This is a genomic window from Chryseobacterium sp. II3a (assembly GCF_057815135.1).
Window position 1 is genome coordinate 48,764 of sequence record NZ_JBYPZJ010000005.1, and the last position, 20,386, is coordinate 69,149.

17 protein-coding genes are annotated in these 20,386 nt (G+C 36.5%); 13 read left to right on the plus strand and 4 right to left on the minus strand.

Going from position 1 to position 20,386, the window contains the following annotated elements; translation table 11 throughout:
- Positions 1 to 46: 46 nt before the first annotated feature.
- Both argG and AC3HD6_RS13385 read right to left on the minus strand, forming a co-directional pair.
- Positions 47 to 1,243, minus strand: coding sequence for an argininosuccinate synthase (gene argG, locus AC3HD6_RS13380; protein WP_488896784.1), 1,197 nt, complete (start codon positions 1,241 to 1,243; stop codon positions 47 to 49).
- Positions 1,215 to 1,853 carry a GNAT family N-acetyltransferase gene (locus tag AC3HD6_RS13385; protein ID WP_488896785.1) on the minus strand — a complete coding sequence of 213 codons (639 nt, stop codon included), beginning with the start codon at positions 1,851 to 1,853 and terminating at the stop codon, positions 1,215 to 1,217. The genes argG and AC3HD6_RS13385 overlap by 29 nt, the downstream gene beginning before the upstream one ends.
- A gap of 160 nt (positions 1,854 to 2,013) precedes the next feature.
- On the opposite strand from AC3HD6_RS13385, the gene AC3HD6_RS13390 reads away from it, so the two are divergent.
- The 12 genes from AC3HD6_RS13390 to nhaA all read left to right on the plus strand — a co-directional run bounded on the left by AC3HD6_RS13390 (position 2,014) and on the right by nhaA (position 17,533).
- Positions 2,014 to 2,430 (plus strand): transposase, encoded by a 417-nt coding sequence (locus AC3HD6_RS13390; RefSeq protein ID WP_488896786.1) that lies wholly within the window; start codon positions 2,014 to 2,016, stop codon positions 2,428 to 2,430.
- A gap of 237 nt (positions 2,431 to 2,667) precedes the next feature.
- Positions 2,668 to 4,047 carry a porin gene (locus AC3HD6_RS13395; protein ID WP_488896787.1) on the plus strand — a complete coding sequence of 460 codons (1,380 nt, stop codon included), beginning with the start codon at positions 2,668 to 2,670 and terminating at the stop codon, positions 4,045 to 4,047.
- Between the two features lie 109 nt (positions 4,048 to 4,156).
- Positions 4,157 to 5,737: an MFS transporter gene (locus AC3HD6_RS13400; protein ID WP_488896788.1), complete on the plus strand. Its 1,581-nt coding sequence runs from the start codon at positions 4,157 to 4,159 to the stop codon at positions 5,735 to 5,737.
- A gap of 43 nt (positions 5,738 to 5,780) precedes the next feature.
- Complete coding sequence (locus tag AC3HD6_RS13405) at positions 5,781 to 6,008, plus strand: DUF6814 family protein (RefSeq protein ID WP_068942746.1); 228 nt, start codon at positions 5,781 to 5,783, stop codon at positions 6,006 to 6,008.
- 69 nt (positions 6,009 to 6,077) lie between these two features.
- The gene (locus tag AC3HD6_RS13410) at positions 6,078 to 6,272 is read left to right on the plus strand and encodes a hypothetical protein (RefSeq protein WP_488896789.1); all 195 of its coding nucleotides are present in this window, start codon (positions 6,078 to 6,080) and stop codon (positions 6,270 to 6,272) included.
- Positions 6,265 to 8,967, plus strand: coding sequence for an ATP-binding protein (locus tag AC3HD6_RS13415; RefSeq protein ID WP_488896790.1), 2,703 nt, complete (start codon positions 6,265 to 6,267; stop codon positions 8,965 to 8,967). Before AC3HD6_RS13410 ends, AC3HD6_RS13415 begins: the two co-directional genes overlap by 8 nt.
- Positions 8,968 to 8,976: 9 nt before the next feature.
- Positions 8,977 to 9,336, plus strand: a complete 360-nt coding sequence (locus AC3HD6_RS13420) for a response regulator transcription factor (protein WP_488896791.1) — start codon at positions 8,977 to 8,979, stop codon at positions 9,334 to 9,336.
- A gap of 29 nt (positions 9,337 to 9,365) precedes the next feature.
- Positions 9,366 to 11,252 carry an AMP-binding protein gene (locus AC3HD6_RS13425; protein WP_488896792.1) on the plus strand — a complete coding sequence of 629 codons (1,887 nt, stop codon included), beginning with the start codon at positions 9,366 to 9,368 and terminating at the stop codon, positions 11,250 to 11,252.
- Between the two features lie 57 nt (positions 11,253 to 11,309).
- Entirely contained in the window at positions 11,310 to 13,217 is a 1,908-nt protein-coding gene (acs, locus tag AC3HD6_RS13430) for an acetate--CoA ligase (RefSeq protein WP_488896793.1), read from the plus strand.
- A gap of 449 nt (positions 13,218 to 13,666) precedes the next feature.
- Positions 13,667 to 14,032 (plus strand): hypothetical protein, encoded by a 366-nt coding sequence (locus tag AC3HD6_RS13435; protein ID WP_488896794.1) that lies wholly within the window; start codon positions 13,667 to 13,669, stop codon positions 14,030 to 14,032.
- Positions 14,033 to 14,141: 109 nt separating this feature from the next.
- On the plus strand, positions 14,142 to 16,352 hold the full coding sequence (locus tag AC3HD6_RS13440) for a RelA/SpoT family protein (protein WP_488896795.1): 2,211 nt from the start codon (positions 14,142 to 14,144) through the stop codon (positions 16,350 to 16,352).
- A 2-nt stretch (positions 16,353 to 16,354) separates the two neighbouring features.
- Positions 16,355 to 17,533 carry a Na+/H+ antiporter NhaA gene (nhaA, locus tag AC3HD6_RS13445; protein WP_488896796.1) on the plus strand — a complete coding sequence of 393 codons (1,179 nt, stop codon included), beginning with the start codon at positions 16,355 to 16,357 and terminating at the stop codon, positions 17,531 to 17,533.
- On the opposite strand, the gene AC3HD6_RS13450 is transcribed toward nhaA, so the two are convergent.
- Both AC3HD6_RS13450 and AC3HD6_RS13455 read right to left on the minus strand, forming a co-directional pair.
- Positions 17,530 to 18,543 carry a YihY/virulence factor BrkB family protein gene (locus AC3HD6_RS13450; RefSeq protein WP_488896797.1) on the minus strand — a complete coding sequence of 338 codons (1,014 nt, stop codon included), beginning with the start codon at positions 18,541 to 18,543 and terminating at the stop codon, positions 17,530 to 17,532. The two genes, nhaA and AC3HD6_RS13450, sit on opposite strands and share 4 nt — an antisense overlap.
- Positions 18,544 to 18,792: 249 nt before the next feature.
- Entirely contained in the window at positions 18,793 to 19,242 is a 450-nt protein-coding gene (locus AC3HD6_RS13455; RefSeq protein ID WP_488896798.1) for a DUF1569 domain-containing protein, read from the minus strand.
- Between the two features lie 116 nt (positions 19,243 to 19,358).
- Between AC3HD6_RS13455 and AC3HD6_RS13460 the strand changes: the two genes are divergently transcribed.
- Complete coding sequence (locus tag AC3HD6_RS13460) at positions 19,359 to 20,348, plus strand: GlxA family transcriptional regulator (RefSeq protein ID WP_488896799.1); 990 nt, start codon at positions 19,359 to 19,361, stop codon at positions 20,346 to 20,348.
- Positions 20,349 to 20,386 lie beyond the last annotated feature (38 nt).

Consider the following 20,386-nt stretch of genomic DNA (forward strand, 5'->3'; position numbering starts at 1 on the left):
TGATAGGAATGCATCCTATCTTGGGGTAAATCGTTCCTTCGGAACTCTAGTTGATATTTTGATTAATCTGGTGATATATATTTAAGGAATTACTTACAATTTTTGTGTATCCTTTTACATCATCTCCCGTCCATGCTCTGTTTGCCTCTCCATAGCTTCCGAATTTATCAGACATTAAGTCGTGATTGGATTCTATTCCGTTTAGGATAAATCTGTACGGATGAAGCGTTACAAAAACTTTTCCGCTTACAGTTTTCTGAGAATCGGTTAAGAAAGATTCAATATTTCTCATTACCGGATCTAAGAAAAGAGCTTCATGAAGCCAGTTTCCATACCAATCGGATAATTGGGATTTCATCATTTGCTGATATTTTGAAAGCGTATGTTTTTCCAATAAATGGTGAGCTTTGATAATCACAGAAGCTGCTGCTGCCTCAAATCCTACTCTTCCTTTAATTCCTACAATGGTATCACCTACGTGAATATCACGACCAATTCCATAAGCTGAAGCCAATTCTTCTATTTTCTGAATGGCATATACAGAATGAGTAAAGCTCTCTCCATTTACGGATACTACTTCTCCGTTTTTAAATTCAATCTCCAGTTCTGAAGGTTGAGTTTCCTGAACCTGAGACGGGAAAGCTTCTTCCGGCAGATAATTTCTTGATGTTAAAGTCTCCTTTCCTCCTACAGAAGTTCCCCAAAGTCCTTTATTCACTGAATACTGCGCTTTATGGAATTCCATTTCATATCCATGACTTTTCAAAAACTCAATTTCTTCTTCACGGGATAACGCCATATCACGGATTGGCGTAATGATTTCAATATTTGGACACATCACCTGGAAAATCAGATCAAAACGAACCTGATCATTTCCAGCTCCTGTACTTCCGTGAGCAATTGCATCCGCTCCAACTTCTATCGCATATTTTGCAATTTCCTGTGCCTGAATCGTACGTTCTGCGCTTACAGAAAGAGGATATGTGTTATTTTTCAGCACATTCCCGAAAATCAAATACTTCACACAAGAGTTGTAGTAATCTTCCTGAGCATCTACGCACCTGTATTCTTTCACCCCAAGGTTTAAAGCTTTTTTCTCCAGCTCTTTTTCTTCTTCTTTGGAAAAACCTCCGGTATTTACAGTAACTGCATATACATCATACCCCAGTGTTTCACTAAGATATTTTGCACAGTAGGAAGTATCTAAACCTCCACTAAACGCTAAGATGACTTTCTTGTTCATTGCTATATTTAATTTCTGGTTGTGCATTCACAACACCGTTTACTTTATTATGATCAGGCTGATTGTCTACAACCTCATTATTTTTTATATTTTCAGGAACAAACAACATTGCTGTACATAAGCAGTTTTTACGCTCCTTTTTCATTAGAATCTCGTAATTCACACAGTTCTTACAACCGTTCCAGAATTCTTCATCCTGAGTAAGCTCAGAATAAATGACCGGCTTGTATCCTAAATCACTGTTGATTTTCATTACTGCAAGTCCAGTTGTTAACCCGAATACCTTTGCTTCAGGATATTTTTCTCTAGATAATTGGAAAACTTTATGTTTAATCTGAGTAGCCACTCCACCATGCCTGAATTTGGGAGATACAATCAATCCCGAATTGGCAACAAACTTCCCGTGAGACCAGGTCTCTATATAACAGAAACCTACCCACTCACCGTTTTCAGTAGCAACCACAGCATTGCCTTCTGAAATCTTTTTACTCAAATATTCGATGGAACGTTTTGCGATTCCCGTTCCTCTACGCTGTGCAGAATCATACATTTCCTGCTGTATTTCACTCACATACACTAGATGTTCGCATGAGGAAATTTCTATTTCCATTTATTTATCTAAATTTTTTGGCAAATTTAAAATATAATTTCTTTAAAAACCAAATTAAAAAGATATTTTTTTTGTTTTAAAAATTTACACAGGTAAAATTATCTTTAATCAAAAATATATATTTGCTAATTTATTATATATTTGCTAAAATAATATAGCTATGGAAAATACATGTCCCAAATGCAAAGGAAATAAGGTAGTTAAAAGTGGTATAATCAACCAAAAACAGAGATTTTACTGTAAAAACTGCAACTATTATTTTACGGTCAAAAAACTAGGAAAACAGATTGACGATTATTACGTCACCAAGGCACTACAGCTTTATCTTGAAGGGTTAAGCTACCGTGAAATTGAAAGAATTATTGGCGTTTCCCATGTTACCATAAGTTCATGGATCAAAAAATATAATATCACAAGACCTCCGCATTCGGAATTTCATCCTGTTTATAAAATACTGAAGCAAAATGAATTAATTGAATACATAGCACAGGAAGAGAATATTAAGAACTCCGGGATTATTATTACACAGTTTGCTGATAAGTATATGTTGATTAAATGGGAAAGGTTTAAAAAGTAGATATGAAGTTCGGGGTTCGCAGCTCCAGATAAGGAGTACAAAACAAAACAACAAACTATTAATTATCAAAATTTTATAAATAATAAAATTCAAAAATCCGGATTACAAAACTCGAAAATCATATTTCGTAACAAGTCATACCTATACTATTACCACTAATATATATTAAATTTTCGTAAATAAATTATTAATTCCAATTTGGCTTTCACAAAAAACAACGCCAAAAATTGATAATTTATGAAGAAATTACTTACATTCATTGGAGTTACCTTAATCAGTGGTTCTATGTATTCGCAGGGTTCTCCTGATTATGGCAGTGGATTAAAAATCAACCTCAATCCTGAGGGAGACAAATTCATCAGATTTATTTTATGGGACCAGCTTTGGCTAAGAAACAGCCAGATGAACCCTGGAAGCATGGTTGGAAATGAACCAACAGACAACACATGGAACTTGGGAAACAGGCGATTACGCGCTTTAACCTACGCACAGATCTCCAAGAGATATATGATCCTTCTTCATTTTGGAATTAACAATCAAACCTTCATCAATGGCGGCGCTTCAGGAACTTCAGGGACAGGTGGTTATGGAAATGGAAAGAAAACCCAGATGTTTTTTCATGATGCATGGAATGAATATGCAGTTATTTTACCTGGAGAAGCCGGAAAATTCAGTTTATCTTTAGGGGCAGGTCTTCATTATTATATGGGACTTTCCCGCATGACCATGGCTTCCACTCTAAATTTCCTTACCGTAGATTCTCCGGTATTCTCCTGGCCCTTGATTGATAATTCGGATCAGTTTGGAAGACAAATCGGAATGTTTGCTAAAGGTAAATATGGTAAATTGGAGTATCGTTTCAGTTTAAATAAACCTTTTGCTACAGACCTTGCTCCTGCTAATGTAACTGATCCTTCAAGAGCCGTAGCAGTAGACAACAATGGAAATCCAAGTTTTTCAAAAGCAGGATATGTTGAATATCAATTCCTTGATGAGGAGTCCAATACCTTACCTTTCAAAGTAGGATCTTATCTGGGAACTAAAAAAGTCTTCAATGTAGGAGCTGGGTTTTACCATCAGGCAGATGGAACCAGAACTTCTGTAAATTCAAATGTTGAAAAGCATGATATTACTCTTTTTGCCGTAGACGCCTTTGCAGATATTCCTCTAGGAGAAGCAAAAAACAAAATGGCAGTTTCAGCATATGCCGGATATTACAATTATAATTTCGGTCCAAACTATGTAAGAAATCTGGGAACCATGAATATTGCAGCATCTGATCCTAATTTCACAGGCAATAAAGCTATTGCAGGGCCAGGAAATCTACAACCAACCATTGGAACAGGTAATATTATCTACGCACAGGCTGGTTTACTATTGCCAAGTCAGGCAGAAAAGCCAAAAATCAGAATACAGCCCTTTGCAGCCTACACGCACAAAAACTTTGAAGCTTTTGACAAGTCATCCAATCAATTTGATGTTGGAGCCAACTGGTTCATAGATGGGCATCACGCCAAGATCACCACTCAATACTCCACAAGACCGGTTTATACCAATCCTACTGAAAAACCTTCTTCAAAGGGAGAATTTATTGTACAATTCCAAATCTACTTATAACCTGAATACACTAAGGCAATAAAAATTATAAGATGAGTTAAGTTAAGTCCTATTAAAAATAAAACTTCTCTCCTATTCCATTTTCCATTAACATCAAAAACTAATCAATATGAGCGACAATCATCACGAAAGCTACGAAAATATGACCGACAGGCAGAAAAACCGCACTATTTGGAGCGTTATCACTGCCTCTTCACTCGGAACACTGATAGAATGGTATGACTTCTACATTTTCGGGAGTTTAGCCATTGTTTTAGCGACTAAATTTTTCCCTGCAGATAATCCGACAGCAGCATTTTTATCTACATTGGCCACTTTTGCAGCGGGATTTGTAGTAAGACCTTTTGGAGCTTTATTCTTCGGAAGATTAGGTGACATTATCGGAAGAAAATATACTTTTCTTGTTACTTTATTAATCATGGGTTTTTCCACTTTTCTTATTGGATGTATTCCAAGTTATGAGACTATTGGATTCATGGCTCCTGTTTTGGTTTTAATTCTGAGATTATTACAAGGACTTGCTCTTGGAGGTGAATATGGAGGGGCCGCCACTTATGTAGCAGAATACGCACAACCTCATCGAAGAGGTTACTGGACTTCATGGATCCAAACTACAGCCACAGCAGGACTTTTCATTTCCTTAATTGTTATTTTGATTACCAAAACCACCCTTTCTCCTGAAGAATTTGATGGCTGGGGCTGGAGAATTCCTTTCTGGATTTCAATTCTAATGGTGGGGGTTTCTTATATCATCAGAAAAAACATGAAAGAATCTCCGCTTTTTGCAAAGGCGAAAAGTGAAGGAAAAACTTCCAAAAATCCTTTAAAAGAAAGCTTTGGGAATAAATTCAACTTTAAATTCGTTTTACTTGCCCTTTTTGGAGCTGCCATGGGACAAGGAGTAATCTGGTACACGGGACAATTCTACACTATGAGCTTCATGCAGAAAGTAATGAATATTGATTCTACTCAGGTAGATTATTTAATGGCGACTGCTTTATTTTTAGGAACTCCTTTCTTTGTATTTTTCGGCTGGCTATCGGATAAAATAGGAAGAAAAGCGGTGATGATGACAGGAATGCTGGTTGCTATTTTAGCTTACAGACCTATTTATGACAGCATGTTCAAAAGCATCAGTCTTGAAAATAAAACTGTAGCCTCCAGCGGAATCACAGAAAAAAGAACCGCTAAAATCCACAATGATATTGCTACAGACAGCCTTATCTCTTTCCATAAAGAAACCCTTTTCACAGATGGAACATTAATCAAAAAAGACAGTATTGTTCACTGGTCACCGACTGGCCCGGTAATGAAAGACGGCAAAGCTGAAGAAGCTAAAGTTTCGCAATCTGTAAAAGTAAGTGACAGTACAAAATGGTATCTGGTCTTCTTAGTATTCATTCAGGTTATATTCGTGACGATGGTTTACGGACCTATTGCGGCATTCCTTGTTGAAATGTTCCCGGTGAGAATCCGCTATACATCGATGTCTTTACCTTACCATATCGGAAATGGTGTATTTGGAGGACTTCTCCCTGCAGTGGCTACTTATCTTGTAACTACTGGAAAAGAAGCCGGCCATGCCACTTGGTATCTTGAAGGATTATGGTATCCAATTGGAGTCGCAGCAGTCTGTCTGATTATCGGATTAATTTATCTTAAAAATAAGAACAATAATCTTCACGATTAGACACTGAATCACTCAAATTTTTATTAATTTTAAAACTACTAAAATGAACGGACTAAAAAAAATATTAGGCATACTCTGGATCGCCATTGCAGTGATCGTGGGATATTTTGGAATTACGGTAATGGGAATTCCAAAGATTACCTCAGGAAAACAGGAAGATCTGGTTTTCGGGATCATCATTATGTTTGTACTGATGCCGATTATCTCAGGTGGAATGGCTGTTTTTGGCTATTATGCTTTAACAGGAGAATATTCTGACGACAAAATATAGTTAATAAGAGATGAATGATAATTGATGAATAACTACTGTTCATCAATTATCTTTTATCCATCATCATTTATGAAAAAGAGACACGAACAAAAACTGGTTATTCTGAGCATCGGACTGATGATCGCCTTCAGCATCCCTATTTCACTACTTTTCAACAGTGAAAAGGTTATTTTCGGTTATCCTATGATCTTGATTTACCTCTTTGCTGTCTGGATGGTTTCCATCATAATTTCCTTTGTAATTGTAAAAAAGTACAATGAATAGTTTCGCATTATTTTCTGTGGTTATGTTTTATCTGGCCCTTCTGTTCTTAGTTGCCCATCTGGCAGAGAAGAAAAGAAGCAAGTTCTGGATCAATAACCCTTACATTTATGCATTGTCCTTGGCCGTGTATTGTACTGCATGGACTTACTATGGAAGCATTGGAGTAGCGGCTATCAGCGGCCTTAACTATCTCCCGATCTATATTGGGCCTGCCATGATTATTCCTGCCTGGATCTATATCAACACCAGAATTGTAAGAATTGCCAGAGTCAATAAAATAAGCAGTCTTGCGGATTTTATCTCATTACGCTATGGAAACAGCAGAAGTCTGAGCGCTATTATCACAATTGTCTGCCTTTTTGCTATTGTCCCCTATATCGGTCTACAGATCAAAGCTATATCTGAAACTTTCCACCTAGTAACAGAAACACCGATGTCAAAGAATATACTGACTGATAATGCGACATTTGTTGTCGTTTTAATCGCTTTATTTTCTTCGTATTATGGAACCCGATATGTAGATGCTTCAGAAAAGCGACTGGGAATTATTTCAGCTATTGCTCTGGAGAGTTTTTTAAAATTATTTTTCATCATTATCCTAGGCTTTTTTGTAATCTATTATGTCTTCGATGGATTTACAGATATCTACCAGAAAGCCAGTCATTTCAAAGATTTTAAAGAAAAAAACACATTCAATGGTATTGAAGGGGCGATGAACTGGATGGTTTTATGCATGATCTCAGCAACTGCCATCTGCATATTACCCCGACAGTTTCACACGGCAATCGTTGAAAACAGACAGGAAAAGCACATCAGAACTGCCATCTGGTTTTTTCCGCTTTATTTATTGATCTTCACCGTATTTATTTTCCCGATTGCCTGGGGTGGAAGGTTAATATTTGAGGGTGAGAAAGTAAATCCTGAGTTTTACTCTATTTTAATTCCACAGCATTTTGACAATACTTTAATCACGGTTTTGGTCTTCCTTGGTGGATTAAGCTCATGCATTTCCATGATTATTATTTCTGCCATCACTTTATCCATCATGCTTTCGAATAACCTTATTATCCCTTATGGATTGCTTGGGAAACTGAAATCTGAAAATGAAGAACAAAATACAAGAAGCATCACCAACATCAGAAAGTTCAGCATTTTTGCTCTGATTATTATGGCTTTTGTTTTTTACAAATATTTTATTTTAAAAACTTCACTGGATTCTGTAGGATTGATTTCATTTGTAGTTATTGCACAGTTAGCGCCAGCATTTTTTGGAGCTATATTCTGGAGAAGAGGAAGTTACAAAGGAGCCGTAATTGGCCTTACTGCCGGATTAGCGATCTGTTATTTCGGGCTCATTATTCCGCAGTATTACTTCTCCTATAACCAAGAATTCAAAGGGGTTTTAAGAGACATGTATAATTCTTTCAACTTCTTCACTATTCCTTATCTGGCAAGAATTCCCCAAATCTTTTTCTGGTCAATCTTGGTGAATACAGGCTTATTTACTATTATTTCAGTAAGCACCAAAGGAAATTATCGTGAAAGAAATTTTGCTGAACTGTATGTAGATATCGACAAATACATTCAGAATCATGAAAATGCTTTTATCTGGAGAGGGACCGCTTATATTTCTGATATTCAAAATATACTGGAAAGGTTTTTAGGCAAAAACAAAACTGAACAGGCTTTGAGAATTTTTAATTTAAAATACAATATTGATTCAAAAACTGAGACTGCCGATTCAAGGTTCATCAAATTTTCAGAAAACCTTCTGGCAGGAAGAATTGGAACAGCTTCAGCTAAAATTCTGATTGAAGGAGTTACCAAAGAAGATAAAATATCTCTGAAAGAAGTTTTGAATATCCTTGAAGAATCCAAGGAAAATATCAGTTTAAACAAAAAACTTACGGAACAGTCTGAAGAACTACAAAAGCTTTCCGATGACCTTAGAACCGCCAATGAAAGCCTGATTGTAAAAGACCGCCAAAAAGATGACTTCCTTGATTCTGTTGCTCATGAATTAAGAACTCCTATCACTGCAATTCGTTCAGCTGGGGAAATCCTGGCGGATGATGATGACATTCCCTTTGAAATCAAACAGGAGTTTTTAAATAATATTATTACAGAGTCTGACCGATTAAGTGAAATTATCAACGACATTCTTTATCTCGACAAGCTTCAACATGGTGAAATCTCATTAAGCATTCAACAAAACAACATTCTTGAAACCTATAAAAAAGCATTAAACCCTCTCCTCCATCTGATACAGCAGAAAAATATCCATTTAAGCGAGGTTAATCTTCTGAATCGGGTTATATTTGAGTATGATGAAGCCAGAATGATCCAGCTTCTTCAGAATATATGGGGAAATGCCTTAAAATTCACGGATGAACAAGGAACAATACAGACTAAATTATTTGAAAGAGAAAATCAATTGGTCATTACCATTTTCAATACCGGGAAACACATCCCTGAAGAAGACCTTGAGATGATTTTTGACAAATTTTATCAATCTAAAAATCAGAATATTTTAAAACCTACAGGAAGCGGACTTGGCCTTGCCATTTCAAAAAAAATTATACAGGCCCACAACGGAAGTATAAAAGCCGAAAACAGCGGACTTGGAGTAACTTTTACAATCAGCCTTCCTGACAGCATAATAAACGAGATTAAAAATGAAGTTGAACAACTTTAAAAAGCCATTATGAAAAAGATAATCATTGCGGATGATGAACATAAAATATTAATGTCACTGGAATACAGCTTTAAAAAGAACGGTTATGACGTCTACATTGCCAGAGACGGAACAGAAGTTCTGGAATTTCTCAAAACAATGGTTCCGGATGTAATCCTTCTCGATATCATGATGCCTAATCTTGACGGCTACAGTACATTGGATATTATCAAGCAGGATGAAAACCTGAAGAATACAAAAGTCATCTTCCTAAGTGCAAAAAACAACCCAAGAGATATTGAAAAAGGACTTGAGATGGGTGCTGACGCTTATGTCACAAAACCTTATTCTATAAAAAAACTGATGCAGCAGATTGAAGAGTTGTTTTAGAGAAAAAACACCAAACAAAGACTATTGATATGAACACAGATACTCTATTTAAACAAAGCATAGAAAACAAAGAAGAATTCTGGAAGGAGCAGGCGTCCGCCATACAATGGTTTGACTTTCCAAAACAGATTCTTTCAAAAGATATCAATGATTATCCACAATGGTTTGCTGATGGAAAACTGAACATGTGCTATCTATGCATTGACAAACATATTGAGGACGGTTTCGGAGATCAGAATGCTATTGTTTATGATTCTCCGGTGACAGGTCAGAAAGAAATCTACACTTTCAATCAGGCCAAAGAAGAGATATCAAAATTGGCAGGAGGACTAGCTTCTTTAGGATTAAAAAAAGGAGATACTGCAGTTATTTATATGCCTATGATTCCTCAGACCCTTTTCGCCATGCTTGCCTGCGCAAGAATCGGAGTTATTCATAATGTAGTTTTCGGAGGTTTTGCCCCTCATGAGCTGGTGATAAGAATCGATGACTGCAAGCCTAAAGTTTTAATCACAGCCACTGCAGGAATAGAGATCGCCAAAAGAATCCCTTATCTCCCACTGGTAGAAAAAGCCATTGAATTGGCACAGGATAAAGTAGATAATATTATTGTTTACAACAGAAAATTAGTAGATAATCACGATGAAATGTTTGATGGACTGATCGATTATGAAGAGTTGGTTCAAAAATCTGCTCCTGTTGATTGTGTTGCTGTAGAATCTAATCATCCCCTTTATTTGCTCTATACTTCCGGAACCACAGGAAAACCTAAAGGGATTGTACGTGATACCGGCGGTTATGCTACCGCATTAAAATTTTCCATGAAATATATCTATGGTATTGAACCGGGGGAAACGTATTGGGCGGCCTCCGATTTCGGTTGGGCCGTTGGCCATAGTTATTCCGTTTATGGACCTCTGCTCAACAGAAACACTACCATTATTTTCGAAGGAAAACCTATTATGACACCTGATGCAGGAACTTTCTGGAGAATTATCTCAGAATACAAAGTTTCAGTGATGTTTACTGCTCCTACTGCTATCAGAGCAATTAAAAAAGAGGATCCTAATGGCGAGTTGGTAAAAAAATACGATCTGTCACACTTCAAAAAACAGTTCCTTGCCGGGGAACGGTGTGATGTAGCAACCTTAGACTGGTTTGCAGAACACATTGGAGTTCCGGCTATTGATCACTGGTGGCAGACAGAATCCGGATGGCCAATGCTTGGCTTATTAACCTTTGACAAAAATTACAGCATCAAGAGAGCCTCTGCAGGAAAGCCTATTCCTGGGTATGATATTAAAATTTTTGATGAAAACGGGCTTGAGCTTGATCCACACCATGAAGGGTATCTGGTGATAAAACTCCCTCTTCCTCCCGGAGCATTACTTGGTATATGGAAAGATCATGCCCGTTTTGAAGACAGTTATTTATCACAATACAATGGATATTACTTTTCCGGTGATGGCGCTATACAAGATGAAGATGGCTATATATTCATTACTGGAAGAGTGGATGACGTTATTAACGTTGCTGGACACCGGCTTTCCACCTCAGAAATGGAAGAAATTGTTTCCTCACATCCTGATGTTGCAGAATGTGCTGTCGTAGGAATTGATGATGACTTAAAAGGTCAAATTCCTTTTGCGACAATTGTTTTAAAAAATGGTACTACCATTACTGAAGAAAATATTGAAAAGGATATTATCCTGATGGTTCGTGAAAAGATAGGCGCTGTAGCTTTTTTAAAAAACGCAATGGTTGTCAAAAGATTGCCCAAAACACGATCCGGAAAGATCTTAAGAAAGCTCATAAGAACGTTGCTGGATGGTAAAGATTTTCAGATTCCATCAACGATTGATGACGAGAAAATTATTGAGGAAATTCAGGAAAAGATCAGTGAATATAGGGCTTAAGCGAAAAATTAAACATATATTTAAAATACAATTCAAATTTCAAAAAACGAAAGGGATATGAGAAATTACTTAATAGAAGATTTACCACAATACTTTGAAGATTATAAAAAATCTATCAAAAACCCAAAGAAATTCTGGGACAAGGTAGCCGATCAGAACTTTGTGTGGTATCAGAGATGGAGCAAGGTGGTTAAGTACGATATGAATGAAGCTAAAATCGAATGGTTCAAAAATGCCAAACTTAATATTACTAAAAACTGTCTGGACAGACATCTTGCCATAAGAGGAGACAAAACAGCAATCATCTGGGAACCTAATGATCCCAAAGAGGAAGCTCAGCATATTTCCTACAACGAATTGTACACCCGTGTCAATAAGACTGCCAATATTTTAAAAGAAATGGGCATTGAAAAAGGTGACAGAGTATGTATTTACCTTCCAATGATTCCGGAATTAGCTGTTACCATGCTGGCTTGCGCTAAACTAGGAGCTGTACATTCTGTTATTTTTGCAGGATTCTCCGCTTCCGCAGTATCTTCAAGAGTGAATGATTGTGAAGCTAAAATGGTCATCACTTCAGACGGAAGCTACAGAGGAAATAAAGTTCTGGACCTAAAAAGCATTGTGGATGAAGCTTTAGAAAAAACGCCAACTGTTGAAAAAGTCCTTGTAGTAAAGAGAACTCACAATGAGATCAAAATGAAAGAAGGAAGAGATTATTGGCTGGCTGACTTATATGAAAAAGCTTCTCCTGATTTTGTAACAGTTATTATGGATTCTGAAGATCCGCTTTTCATTCTTTATACTTCTGGTTCAACCGGAAAACCAAAAGGAATGCTCCACACCTGCGCCGGATATATGGTGTATACTGCTTATACTTTTAAAAATGTATTTAATTATAAAGAAAACGATATTTATTGGTGTACCGCAGATATTGGCTGGATCACTGGTCACTCTTATATTCTTTACGGACCATTATTGAATGGAGCCACTACAGTCATTTTCGAAGGAGTTCCTACTTATCCTGAGCCAGATCGTTTCTGGGAAGTCATTGAGAAACATAAGATCACCCAATTCTACACCGCTCCTACTGCTATTCGTTCTCTAGCTAAAGAAAGTACAGAATGGGTAGATAAGCATGATTTGAGTTCATTGAAAGTCATCGGATCTGTAGGAGAACCTATCAATGATGAAGCATGGCATTGGTTTAATGATCATGTAGGAAAGAAAAAATGTCCGATTGTTGACACCTGGTGGCAGACAGAAACCGGAGGAATCATGATTTCACCACTTCCTTTTGTGACCCCTACCAAGCCTACCTATGCTACTCTTCCTCTACCGGGAATTCAACCCGTTTTGATGGATGATAAACGCAATGAAATTACAGGTAATCAGGTAACCGGAAACCTATGTATCCGTTTTCCATGGCCGGGAATCGCAAGAACCATCTGGGGCGACCATCAAAGATATAAAGAAACTTACTTTACGGCCTTCCCTGGAAAATATTTTACAGGAGACGGCGCTTTGAGAGACGAAGTAGGTTATTACAGAATCACAGGCCGCGTGGATGACGTGATCATTGTTTCAGGACATAATCTGGGAACAGCACCTATTGAAGACAGTATCAACCAACACCCTGCCGTTGCCGAATCTGCTATTGTAGGCTATCCGCATGACATTAAAGGAAATGCATTATATGGTTATGTGATGCTGAAGGAAATCGGAGAAGGGCGTGATAAGGAAAACCTTAAGAAAGAAATCAATCAGTTGATTTCTGATCAGATCGGGCCTATTGCTAAACTGGACAAGATACAGTTTGTTTCCGGTCTTCCAAAGACACGTTCCGGTAAAATCATGCGTAGAATTCTTAGAAAAATTGCAGAAGGAGATTTCAGCAACTTCGGAGACATCAGTACCCTATTGAATCCGGAAATTGTAGAAGAAATTAAAAACGAAAGAATTTAATTGAATTTCAAATAGTACAATAAAGAGATCATTTCTATATGAAGTGGTCTCTTTTTCTATGGAAGAAGCAGGTTTTTTATTTGCTGCATATTTTACAGATTATTGTGCATTACAGGGTTTGGAATATAATCGATTATATATTTAATCTGTGCCATCTGCTAAAGCTATGTGAGAAATAAATTAATCTCCATCAGAAAATTAGAGTTAAATGATAGGAAAAACCTCATAAGGTGCCACAGCAGAGTGATTGCTGAAACACTTATCATTCCGTATGAATTATTTAAAATTTATATAATTTTTAAAATTAAACATCTGTTCAATAGATATATTCAAACATTTTAACATTATTTTATAGATAAAATATTAATAGACAAATTTTATTGAGTTTATATTAAATAAATAGAAAAATTATTATTACCTTTAAGTACAAACTTTAAAACCCATTAATTATGTCAAATATATTAGCTGGGCTATTTGAGCACCATAGCGATTACAAGAAGCTTGAGAGTGATCTGGAAAATTCAGGAATTCCTAGTTCTGATTACATCATATACCTTAACAGTGATACAAGCAACGCCCAATATCTGGCAAGTGTGGCGGTAAAGGATAGCAGCCAGACGGAGAATATCCGGAACATTTTCACCCAGAATGCAGTCATAAAAACTTATATATTTGAAAATATGAGCATCGACCAGGCTAATTATGATACTATTAAAAGGTACATTGATGCTAGAAACAGGGCAGAAATTCACAACAGCCCGGACATCAGAATTAAAACCTCAACCGAAGGTATCAATTCAGAAGTAAAATCTTAATCGGCATAAAACCTAATAACCGGAAATCCGTAGTGCGTACTACGGATTTTTTATGTTTGAAAAAAGTAAAAATTTTCGTATTTTCGTCTAAATATAGGCATCTGCACAAATGAGTTACGATTTAGAACAAGAGAATAAAGAGATCCTTGCAAGATATAAGGATCTGATTTCTAACACATACAGAACGCTGGATGAGGAAAACAACAAGCTCATCCGGAAAGCATTCGATATTGCATTGGATGCTCATAAGGATCAAAGGAGAAAATCCGGGGAGCCTTACATCTACCACCCTATCGCTGTAGCCAAAATTGTAGCGACAGAAATCGGTTTGGGAGCAACTTCCATCGCCTGTGCATTGCTGCATGATGTGATTGAAGATTCGGATTATACTTACGAAGATTTGAAAAAAATCTTTGGGGAGAAAATTGCCAGTATCGTGAATGGATTGACTAAAATATCCATCATGAACCATCAGAATATCTCTGTACAGTCAGAAAACTACAGAAAATTACTACTGACTCTGTCTGAAGATTTCAGGGTTATTCTGATCAAAATTGCGGACCGTCTTCACAATATGCGAACCCTGGAAAGCATGGCTCCGGACAAACAGAAAAAAATCGCCTCAGAAACGGTGTATATCTATGCTCCGATGGCCCATCGTCTTGGTTTGTATAATATCAAATCCGAGCTGGAAGATCTTTCCTTAAAATACAATAACCCTGAGGTTTACAATGAAATCACGGAGAAATTGGAACTGGCTAAGGAAAGCCGTGAGCGCTATATTGAGGAATTTAAAACTGAAGTTTCTGAGCGATTGAAAGAGGAAGGTTTAAATTTCACCATCAAAGGCCGTGCAAAAGCAATTTCTTCCATTTACAGGAAAATGCTGAAACAGGGAGTTTCCTTTGAAGAGGTTTTTGATAACTATGCAATTAGAATTATCTATAAATCGGATGCTAAAAACGAAAAATTCTTAGCCTGGAAAATTTATTCCATTGTTACAGATGTTTATCACAGTAATCCTTCGAGAATGCGTGATTGGATTACCCAACCCCGCTCTACAGGATATGAAAGTTTACACTTAACTGTTCTTGGTCCTGATAAAAAATGGATTGAGGTTCAGATCCGTTCAGAACGAATGGATGAAATTGCCGAAAAAGGAGTTGCAGCGCATTATAAATACAAGGAAGGCTATAAGCAAAGTTCTGATGACCGTAATTTTGAAAAATGGGTTACGGAGATTCGTGAAGTACTTGAACAGCAGCAAAACCTGTCTACTTCTGAACTTTTGGATAATATCAAACTGAACCTTTATTCAAAAGAGGTATTTGTATTTACTCCAAAAGGAGAAATTAAAATCCTGCCGACTAATGCTACTGCTCTGGATTTTGCCTTTTCGGTTCACTCAGATCTGGGAATGAAATGTCTGGGAGCTAAAATCAATGGAAAACTGGTTCCGATTTCTTATATTCTTCAAAATGGTGATCAGGTAGATATTCTATCTTCTCAGAATCAGAAGCCTAAATCTGACTGGCTGGAATTTGTAGTCACTTCAAAAGCCAAATCAAAGATTAAAAGTTACCTGAATTCCCAGAAAAATCAGCTGGTAGAAGATGGAAAAGAAATTTTACAAAGAAAACTTCGTCATGCAAAGATCAATTTCAATGATGAAGAGATCAATAAATTACAAAAGTTCTTTAACTTAAAATCATCACAGGAACTTTTCCTTAAATTCCAAACCAATGAATTGGATGCAAGCAGCTTAAGGAAATATATTGAAAGTAAGAATGTATTCAACAATCTACTTTCCAGATTCAGAAAATCTCCATCCAAAAACACTCATTATGAAGAGCCTAAAGAGCAAAATCTTGATATGATTGTCTTTGGAAAAGACGAAGAAAGATTGAACTATACTTATGCAAAATGCTGTACGGTAATTCCTGGAGACAAAATCTTTGGATTTATTACTATTTCTGATGGAATCAAAGTACACAGTGACAACTGTCCGAATGCGATCAACCTTAGAGCCCAGTATGATTATCGTGTTATTCCTGCCAAATGGGTAAATGAGGAAAGCTTTAAAAACCGAGTGAAAATTGAAATCGAAGGCCTTGACAGAATGGGAATGATCAACGATATTACGACGGTCATCAGTGGAAGTATGGGAATGGATATGAAAAGTATGTCTATTGAATCCAACAATGGCGTATTTACAGGAAACATCAACCTTGAAGTCAAGAATAAGGGGCAATTGGAGGAAACCTTCAAGAAGCTCAAGAATATTAATGGAGTCTCCAGGGTGAGACGACTACAATCGTAAACATGAATTTATCACTTTATTTTAAAAAATTTTTCAACAACAGTCAAGCCTCAGGAATCATTCTTATTTTCTGTGTGCTTATTTCATTACTTATTGCTAACTCTTCTCTTGCGGCAAGCTTTCAGAGCTTTTTAGACAAAGAAGCAGGAACTCACCTGTTTGGGTTAGAATACCCTGTCAGCATCTGGATCAATGATGGTTTGATGGCCATATTCTTTCTTTTGGTAGGCCTTGAAATTAAACGTGAGCTTGTAGAGGGTGAGCTTTCTTCTTTCAAGAATGCCTCATTACCTATTTTTGCAGCAGTAGGCGGAATGCTTGTGCCTGCCGTTATTTATAGTATTTTCAATTCCGGAACAGAATACAGCAATGGCTGGGGAATTCCGATGGCTACAGATATTGCTTTTTCTTTGGCTATTATTTCGATGCTGGGAAAGAAAATCCCTAATTCGATTAAGATATTTCTGGCTGCATTAGCCATTGTAGATGACCTTGGGGCCATTCTTGTCATTGCTATTTTTTATACTGAACAGATCCACTGGAGCTATCTCCTACTCTCTTTTGGAGTAACCGCTCTGTTGTTTATTTTAAATTTTTTAAAAGTTACCAAAACAATATTTTATATCATTCCGGGGCTATTTTTATGGTACTTCCTGCATCATTCCGGAATTCACGCCACCATAGCGGGAGTTTTACTGGCATTTTCAATTCCTACCAACGCTTCCAATGTGGAAATTTCACCATTAGAAAAATTGGAACATCAGCTCCATGTTCCTGTAAGCTTTTTAATCATGCCTGTTTTTGCTTTAACGAATACCAATATTACTTTTTCAAGTGAAATGGTAGCAGGGGTTACAAGCACACTAGGACTGGGAATTATCTGCGGATTGATTCTTGGTAAACTTATTGGAATCAACTTATTCTCTTTGCTAGCCATTAAATTAAAGCTCAGCTCTCTGCCACAAAACAGCAACTGGGCTCAGATGATAGGAGTAGGTTTATTGGCCGGAATCGGATTTACAATGTCCATTTTTATTGCACTTCTATCATTTAAAGGAGAAATAGAGATACAGGATGAAGCTAAATTTGCTATCCTAATAGCTTCTTTTATTGCAGCCATTCTAGGATTTACAATTTTAAGCCTAAGTTCTAAAGGAAATATGGAACCGGAAGAAGATTAATTCTTTTTCTGGTTTTCCAGTTTTCTCCGGTGTTGTTCATCACTCTCAAGATCAGGTTCTGTAACATGAGCGTGATAATGAATTGTTTCTTTTTGAATTTCATCTGACAACAATTTCTCTATTCTGAGTTTTCTGATCGCCATATTCAGTTCGTTTCCAAAGAGTAAAAGATATACATTTACATTCACCCACACCATCAGCAGGATCATACTTCCAATGGAACCATAAAGAACATTATAGCGGGCAATATCTTTTACATAAATAGCGAAAATATAGGTAGTAGCCAGAAATAAGATCGTTGTAAGGATCGCACCCGGAATTGCCTGTCTGAATCTTGTAATTTTCACAGTTCCCAACCAATAAAATAAGGTTAAAAGGATAAAATAGAACAAAGGAAAAGAGACAAAACCAATGATACTGGAAAGGTTATCTACCAGCCAGGATACATCATAAGCAGGGGTAAAAAGCTTCATTACTACCTCTACATAATAGACTCCGAAAAGCGTTAAAAACACCATCGTTATAAAACCTATGGTTATAAAGAATGAAAGGATAAATTCCTTTACATCGCTGAGTTTTTCTTCCGTATTTTCATTAAACCCGTTAATCAGTGAAAAAGTACCATTGGTTGCAAAAATAAGTGCCAGAATAATGGTCAAATTACTGATCCCTTTCATATTTGGGATAATATTGGTCTCTATATATCCTCTCACGTCACCTTCCATATTGGATGGGAAAACATTATGCATCAGCACATCAAAAATATAGAACTGCAGCTTGTCATAATGTGGCATATAAGGCAATACCGAAAGTAAGAACAGAATAAAAGGAAACAAACTCATGGTAAAGCTCCATGAAATAGCAGCTGCTTTTCGTCCAATTTTACCTTTGAAAATCCCGGAGATATAGATCTGAAACATCTGCCAAAGCGATATTCCCAAAACAGGAATATGGATGTTATCAAAAAACTCCTGAACCTTCAGGATAAATCTGGGAACTTGTACACTCATCTATTGCAGCAATTTGTGATTAGTCAAAAGATCAAATATCCGGTTTCCCCAATGATGAGTTTTTGGATATTTTCACTGTCTCTCATACAAATATAAACATTTTCCCTCTCCTGCTTCTCACTGTAAATTATATAGAATTGAGACTTATAAACATTTATCCTAAAAATTCTGAGCATTTCTCTTTTATAGATATGAGCATTCCCCCATTAACAGCTAAGTATTACATTAATTAAAATTGTTTCCCAGCCGTTATACATCAAACTGCCTCAGATGATGATCCATATGCTTATACACAAAAATACCGATTTCATCTTTTGTCATCTTTCCAAAGAAATCATGAACAAAACCAGGGTTAGAATAGTTCTCATAGGCCGCAATCTGCTTCAGCCAAACATTTTTCAGATATTCAACATTCCCTTCCTGTTCTTTTATTGTAAAAATACCTGCCGGAGCATTTTTCCCTAATGGTTTATCATTTTTAACCATTTTTCTCAAAACCATTCTTCCAAAAATTTTTCCTAAAAGATCCTGTTTATATATATAATTTCCGTTTCCAAGGATCCAGTCATTCCATGTTGTACAATGTTTTACCATTTGATAAAGGTTCATTTTTCCCCATTGTGCGGTATTCTTTTGAGAAAGCGAATCAATCCTGTTGATGAGTTCTTCTCTTACTTTGTTATCAAATATTGTTTTCATAATGAATCTTTTTGTAAAATTATTACAGTTCAGAAAGACCTTCACTACGCAAAAATGACATTCAACAGTGTATTTTGTGCCAAAATTTATGTAATTTTAAATACTAATAAACTGATATGAAGCACATTTCAATTGTATTATATGAAAATGTAATGTGTACAGCCGTCTCCAACACCATTGCATTGCTTACAAGCGCCAATGATGCTGCACTTAGGAGTCATATACCTGCTCTTTTTCAGATAGAATTTATTGGAACTGAGAAAAAAGAAGTAAAAACCCATCATCCCATACAGTTTCAATGTTCAAAAACCATATCGGATGAGTTTAAAACCGATGTAATCATTATTCCTCCTTATAGTATCACATCACCACATCAGACAGATGCATTATTAACTGACAACAAACCACTTCTGGAATGGATCATAGAAAAGTACAATCAAAAAGCTGAAATCATCAGTTTATGCACGGGCGCATATTTTTTGGCAGAATGCGGACTCCTGAACGGCATGCCTGCCACTTCGCACTGGGGTGCTATGGAAGACCTGCAGAAAAAATATCCTTTAATCGACTTTAAGCCGGATCATGTAGTTACCCATTCTAAGGCGATCATCACAGGTGGTGGCGGATTTTCATCTTTAAATGCCCTGCTTTATTTTATAGAAAAGAATTCCACCAAGGAAATTGCGGTGGAGCTCAGCAAATATTATGCGTTAGACTATGGCCGTACATCACAGACTATTTTCAGTATTTTCTCAGGACAGCGCCTTCATGATGATCATGAAATTCATCAGGCTCAAAATTATATTGAAAAAGGATTTAAAACTGATATTTCCGTAGAGCAGATCGCGGAAAAAGTCAACATGAGCAAACGAAATTTTATCCGCAGATTTAAAAATGCAACCACTTTGAATCCTATAGAATATATTCAGCGGGTAAAGGTAGAAGCTGCCAAAAAAGCACTGGAATCAGGAGAATCCAATATTGCCGATATTACTTACAGTATTGGTTACAATGACCTGAAAACATTCAGAATCTTATTTAAACGAATGACTGGTCTTACTCCTATTGATTACAAAAATAAGTATAAGGGCAATTTAATTGATTAAAATGAAAAAGAAAAGCGTTATTATCATCTTCCAACAGC